Annotated in this window: 3 protein-coding genes and 1 pseudogene; all 4 read left to right on the forward strand. The window is 71.5% G+C overall.

Annotated features, from left to right (window positions below):
- Positions 1–1,310 (forward strand): annotated as a pseudogene (locus VS93_RS30760) (hypothetical protein); the annotation flags it as partial.
- A complete protein-coding gene (locus tag VS93_RS30155) occupies positions 1,307–1,447 on the forward strand; it encodes a hypothetical protein (protein WP_173434369.1) in 141 nt (46 codons plus the stop codon). The pseudogene VS93_RS30760 and the gene VS93_RS30155, both read left to right, overlap by 4 nt.
- A gap of 238 nt (positions 1,448–1,685) precedes the next feature.
- On the forward strand, positions 1,686–2,990 hold the full coding sequence (locus VS93_RS25595) for a glycosyltransferase family 4 protein (protein WP_046472415.1): 1,305 nt from the start codon (positions 1,686–1,688) through the stop codon (positions 2,988–2,990).
- A partial coding sequence (locus VS93_RS25600; RefSeq protein WP_394298850.1) for an alpha-(1->3)-arabinofuranosyltransferase occupies positions 2,987–6,874 on the forward strand: 3,888 nt, incomplete at its 3' end. The genes VS93_RS25595 and VS93_RS25600, both read left to right, overlap by 4 nt.

Raw genomic sequence — 6,874 nt, forward strand, 5'->3', positions numbered from 1 at the left:
GCCGGGCGCGGACGGACCCGGCCGCGGTGGACCTGTTCGCGGCGCGCGCCGACACTCCGTTCGGGACCGCGGGGTCGCTGTTCACGCTCGGGGGGATCTGGAACGCCCACGCCGTGCCGGCCGGGTACGAGCAGCCGTTCCTGGCCGCGTGCCGGCTGGTGCTCGCGCTCGCCGCGCTGGCAGGCTGGGTGTGGCTGCTGCGGCGGTATCGGATGGCCTTCGGCGCGGGGCTCACGGTGGCGGCCGCCGCCGGGTTCGCGATCGCGCTGCTGGGTACGGTCGAGCCCGGTCGGGAGCTGCTTCGGGCCCTCATCGGGGGCTGGCCGGGATTCGGCCCGTTGCGCGACGGGCACCTCTACGTGGCCCCGCTGTCCCTGCTCCAAGCGGTCGGGCTCGGCGGGGTGGCGCTGTGGCTGTGGGGGGCGACGGACAGCGGCCGGCGCGACCAGAGCCGGCACGGCGAGGGGGTCTTCGGGGGACCCCCTGATTCCAGCAGAGCCGAAGGAGGGTCCGTCCCACCATCCGGATCCTCCGCCCTGTGGACGAGGGGCCCGCGCGCGACCCCGGCGGGTGCCGCGGGCCCGGTGGCCGCGGTCCTGCTGCTCCTCGCCCCGCTGGTGCTGCTGCCGGGGCTCGTGTGGGGCGCGGCCGGGCGGCTGGTCCCGGTCGAGTACCCGGAGGAATGGAGCCGGGTGCAGCACCTCGTGGCGGATGATCCGCGCCCCGGAGCGGTGCTGTCGCTGCCGTGGAGCGCCTACCGGGGATTTGACTGGCGACCGGACGCGCGTACCGTCGTAGTACTCGATCCCGCCACGAAGCTGTTCGACCGCCGTGTTGTATGGAACGATGACTTACGGGTCGGTTCGGACGGCCGTGTCCGCATTGTCGAGGGAGAGGATCCGCTCGCACGGCAGGTCGCGCCGCTGCTCGATTCCTCCCGGCCTTACGAGGCCGACCCCGGCGTTCCCGCGCGTCTCGGCGAGCTGGGGGTGCGGTACGTGCTCATCGAGCGCGAGGCCGCGGCCGACGCTGCGGATCCCGACTCCGCCGGTACACCGGGCGAGAACATGTTCTGGTCTGACCTGGACGGCGTCGAGCCTGTCCATGACGGCGCCGGCCTGCTGCTCCTCGAACTGCCCGATCCCCATGTCGAAGCGGTAAATGACGGTATTTCGGGCTTGGAAGTTACCGGCTGGTTAGCTACAGTTGGGGCAGTCATCTGGGCTATAGCTGTAGCAAGTTCTAGTCTCGTTCCGATGCGTCCGGCCCGGAGCGCTGGGGCGGTATCGCGGAAGGAGAGCTCCACGTGATCAAAGTTATCGCCGCCTGCGTCATCGGCGCGGCTCTGGCGGGCGGCCTGGCCCTCGCGGGTACGACCGTCGCCACGAACGCCTCATCCTCGGCGGAACCGGTGAACGAGCCTCTCTACAACTACGGCGACCGCTAGGACGCCGCGGCCGGCCTCGCCGCGACACGGCGGGGCCGACCATCATCGGCCATGGTGGCCACGGCGGCCGGGACGGCGATGCCGCACATCCTGCTCGCGGCCTTCGCACCAGGCCGCCCGCGCGTACCCGCCGTGCTCCATCCCGTCCGGCCCCGAACATCCCCACCCCGGGTGGCTTTGCCGAAGCGGCCGGTGAGCGAGTGCTCGCCGGGGTGAGCGGGCGGAAACAGGAGAGCATGTGGTCTTCCAGCAGACACCCCTTGTCTACGACACCACCTACGGGCCCCCGGTGACGATGCCCCCCGAACCCGTAGCGGTGTCCTCCCCGGAGCCCGGTGCCTCGGCCGCCGCGCGGAGCGGGGACGCCGAGGAGCGCGAGCCCCGCCTCGACGGCACGCGCGTGGTGCTGGTGAACTGGCGCGACCCCTGGCAGTCCGTGGCCGGCGGGGCCGAGGAGTACGCCTGGCGCATGGGCCGGCACCTGGCCGGAAGGGGAGCCTGCGTCACCTTCCTGACCAGTCGCGAGCCCGATCAGGCGCGCGTGGAGACGAGTGAAGGCATCGTCATCCGCCGCATGGGCGGCAAGTTCACGGTCTACCCGCTGGTCATGCTCTGGCTGCTGCTGTGGCGGCGGGAGTTCCACGTGGCGCTCGACTGCATGAACGGCATCCCGTTCTTCACACGGCTGGTGCTGCCGCGGCGCACCCGCGTGGTCTGCATCGTGCACCACGTCCACGACCTGCAGTTCAACGCCTACTTCAGCCGTCCCATGGCCTGGTTGGGCCGGTTCATCGAGAGCAGCGTCGCCAGCCGCGTGTACCGCTCCTGCACCACGGTCACCGTCTCGGAGTCCTCCCGCCGCGCCATGCGCGAGAAGCTGCGCTGGCGCGCCCCGATCACGGTCATCCACAACGGCAGCCCTCCGACCCAGCCGGTCGCGCCGCACCGCTCTCTCTCCGAGGAGGAGATGGGCTCTCCGGCGATCGTCAGCCTCGGCCGGCTCGTCGTGCAGAAGCGGGTGTCGCGGGTGCTGGACATCGTCGCCGAGCTCGGCGAGAGCCGCCCCGGACTGCGGCTGCACGTCGTCGGGCGCGGCCCCGAGAGCGAGACCCTCACCGAACGCATCGAGCGCGAGGGACTGCACGACCGGGTGCGGTTGCACGGGTTCCTCCCCGAGGAGCAGAAGAACGCCGTCCTCGCGGGGGCGCTGCTGCACGTCACCGCTTCGGAGTTCGAGGGGTGGGGACTCACGGTGGTGGAGGCCGCCGGACTGGGCGTTCCCACGGTCGCCTACGATGTCGATGGCCTGCGCGATTCCGTGCGGCACGGCGAGACCGGGTGGCTGGTGCGCGAGGGGGAGGAGTTGACCGAGGTCGTCGAGAAGGCGCTGATCGAGCTCAGCGCCCCCCTCCGGGCCGCGGAGATCCGCCGCAACTGCCGCGAGTGGGCGGCACGGTTCACATGGGAACGCAGCGGCACCGCGATGACGCGGCTGGTCGCCGGGCACGGGAGCGGGCACGCCGCCCCTGAGGCGGGCCCGTGACCCTGCCCGGGACCGGTCGCGGCAGTAGGAAGGGCGCGGGCACCGGGATCGACGCCGCCCTGCTTCGGCGGCTCAAACTGTTCGCCGTCTGCCTGCTGCTCTCCGGCGTCGCGCTCAGTATGGACCCGGCGAAGATCGTCGGCGACACCAAGCTCGACCTGACGATCAACCCCCTGGGGTTCATGGAGCGCGCCCTCCACCTGTGGGACCCCTCCTACTTCGGGCAGCTGCAGAACCAGGCCTACGGCTACTTCTTCCCGAACGGCCCCTTCCACGCGCTCTTCACCGCCCTGGACATGCCGCCTTGGATGCTGCAGCGCCTCTGGATGGCCGTGCTGCTGTGCGCGGCCTTCCTCGGGGTGGTGAAACTGGCGGGCGCGCTCGGCGTCGGCACGCTGAACACCCGCATCGTCGCGGGCCTGGCCTACGCCCTCGCGCCCCGCGTCCTCACCCTGCTCTCCTACAACTCCGCCGAGCTGCAGCCAATGCTGCTGCTGCCGTGGGTCGTGCTGCCGCTGGTCTACGGTGCCCGGCACGGCAGCAGCCCGATGCGCATGGCGATGCTCTCCGGCCTCGCCTTCCTCCTCTGCGGGGGCACCAACGCGGCCTCGGAGCTGGCGGTCCTGGTGGTCCCGCTGCTCTACCTGCTCACCCGGGAGAACGGGGCACGCAAGTGGCGGCTGCTCGCCTGGTGGCTGGCGGCCGTCTTCCTGGTGTCCTTCTGGTACCTGGCCCCATTGCTGCTCATGGGGCGCTACGTGTTCTCGTTCATGCCGTTCACCGAGGACGCGGCGACCACCATGAGCGTCACCTCGCTCACGAACGCGCTGCGCGGTACCTCCAACTGGATGGGCTACGTGCCCACCCAGCAGGCGGCGCTGCCCGCCGGGGCCGAGTTGTCCACAACACCGTGGCTGATCGTGATGACCGTCCTGGTCGCAGGGCTCGGCATGGCCGGTTTGATCAACCGCCGCATGCCGGAGCGGATGTTTCTGATCCTCTGCCTCCTCACCGGGACCGCCATCGTGGTGGCCGGCTACACGGGCGACCTCGTCGGCCCGTTCGCCTCGTTCATGCAGCCGGTGTTCGACGGGGCGCTCAGCCCGTTCCGCAACATCCACAAGTTCGACGCCCTCATCCGGCTGCCGCTCGTGCTGGGCCTCGCCCAGCTTCCGGTCGTGGTCGCGCTGGACAACGCCGATCGCCGCGCCGGCCTCGTGCGCGCGCTCGCCCTGCCGCCCTCGTTCGTCCGCCGCGCCGTCGCCGGGGCCAGCGCGGTGGCGTTCCTCGCGACGCTCACCCCGGTCGCCACGGTGGGGGTGGCCCCGCGCGGCGGTTTCGAGCAGATCCCCGGTTACTGGCACGACGCCACCGACTGGATCGACGAGAACGCCCACGAGGGCATGACGATGGCCGTTCCCGGCTCCGCGCGCGGCGAGTACCAATGGGGCCGCCCCATGGACGAGCCCATGCAGCCCCTCATGGACAGCGCCTGGACCAACCAGCAGATCATCCCGTGGGGGTCGGCCGGCGTCTCGCGGCTGACCCAGGAGATCGACCAGCGCATCTCGTCCGGCCGCGGGTCCGCGGGACTGACCGCGACACTGGCCCGCATGGGGGTGACCCACCTGATCGTCCGCAACGACCTGCAGCGTTCCGGGATCAACGGCGGATGGCCGGCCCGGGTGCACCAGGCGCTCGCCGGCTCGCCGGGCATCAGCCACGAGGCGTCGTTCGGGCCGGAGGTGGGTTCGAACGAGGTGCAACGAGCGGCGGACTACTACGACCAGCCCTACAAGGCCGTGCAGATCTACAGCGTGGACGGCGCCGCGCCCGTCGTCGGCACCGTCCCGGCCGACGAGGCGATGCGGGTCACCGGCGGCCCGGAGGCCCTGCTGTCCATGGCGGAACAGGGCATGCTGCGCGACGACCGCCCGGTCCTCCTCGGCGACGACCCGGGCGCCGAGAACGTCCCCGCCGAGGACACCGTCGTCACCGACATCTCGCGGCGCAAGGAGATCATCTACTCCGATGTGCGGCGCAACATCAGCAACACGCTCACCGCCGATGAGGAGCTGGAACGCGACGCCCCCGCTCCGGACATCATGGACCCGGCCTGGGAGGACTACACCTCGGTGGCGGTGCACCGGGGCATCGAGTCGGTCACCGCCTCCTCCTCCGAGTCCGGTGCCAACGCCAGCCCGGACGTCCGCGACCCCGGGCGGGCGCCCTTCGCGGCGCTCGACGGCTCCACGGACACCTCGTGGCGCTCCAGCGGGTTCAGCGGCGCCACCGGCGAATGGCTGGAGATCGAGTTCAGCGAGCCTCGCGAGGTCAGCGGCCTGGAGGTCGCTTTCGAGCAGCTCCCGGGCGAACCGCCGCCGTCGAGGGTCAGCCTCATCACCGACGACGACCGGACCTCCGCCGCCGTGACCGCCACCGAGCGGCCCCAGGAGCTCACCGCACCCTCGGGGGAGACGTCCGCGCTGCGGATCCGGATCGACGAACTCGCCTGGGAGCCGGAGTACCGGTTCGGCACCCGCGCGGGCATCACCGGCATCACCCTCCCGGGACTGGACGCCTCGCGTACCCTGCGCGTTCCGGGTATCCCCGACGCGGGGAACATGCTGCTCACCGGGTCAACGGGCAGCATGCCCGGGTGCATGGAGGGCTCGGAGATGTGGGTGTGCAACCCCGACATCGCCGTGCAGGGCGAGGACGCCTACACCCTCGACCGCACCTTCGAGCTCTCGGAGGAGGCCGCCTCCGGCCGGCACACCATCAGTGGCGAGGTCGTCGTCACCGACCCCACCGACGTGGAGAACGCCGCCAACCGCGAGGGGGGCTACCCCAAGGTCACCTCCTCCTCCACCTCCGTGGAGCACCCGGCGGCCATGGGGCGCAACGCCTTCGACGCCGACGAGGCCACCGTCTGGTATCCCGATCCCGGCGAGGAGACCCCGTCGCTGCAGGTCGACCTGGGCGATCGGACCAAGATCGACGGGATAGGCGTGGAGCTTCCGCGCCCCGACAGCGTCCTGCGCCCCGTGAAGGTCATCGTGGAGACCGGTTCCACGGTCCGTGAAGGCTGGCTCGACGGTAACGGCCAGGTCGGCTTCGCGCCGGTCCGGGCCGACGAGCTCACCCTCACCTTCGAGCCGCCCGAAGGCCAACCACTGGAGGTCAGCCAGATCTCGCTGCCGGGTGTGCGGTCGCTGGAGGAGATCGAGGGCGGCGACGTCAGCACCGCGTGCGGGCTCGGCCCGGTCCTGCGGGTCAACGGCGATCGCGTCGAGACGAGCCTCGTCGGGGGCAGCCTTGAGGGGCAGCTCACCGGCGAACCGGTGCGGTATGAGAGCTGCACCGACGTCGGGCTTGAGGAGGGCGTCAACCAGGTCGCCGTGGAGCCGGGCAAGCGCCACCAGGTCCGGTCGGCGCAGATCGCGCCCTCCGGTGCGAAGGAGCGCGACGAGGTCCGGATGGCCGATGTCTCGTCGGTCGCCGGGTGGGGGACCAGTGAGCGCCGGCTCGACGTCGATGTCGAGGAGGACAGCTTCCTCGTCGTCAACGAGAACTTCAACGACGGCTGGGTCGCGAACGTCAGCGGTTCGGACACGCCGCTGGAACCCGTCCGTCTCGACGGGTGGAAACAGGCCTGGCGGGTGCCCGCCGGAACCTCCGGGACCGTGATCCTGAACTACACCCCCGACGGCGCCTACCATGCCGTCCTCGGCGTGGGCGCGGCGCTCGCCCTGTTGGCGGGGGTGCTGGCGCTGCGCCGGCCCAAGAGCGAACGGGCGGCCCGCGTCGCCGCGATCCCCGCGGCCGGCCGGGGGGCGGATCGGACGGCGCCTGCTGGTCCGCTCGGTGTGGGGTACGGCCTG

This window comes from Allosalinactinospora lopnorensis (assembly GCF_000981225.1).
GTDB lineage: Bacteria > Actinomycetota > Actinomycetes > Streptosporangiales > Streptosporangiaceae > Allosalinactinospora > Allosalinactinospora lopnorensis.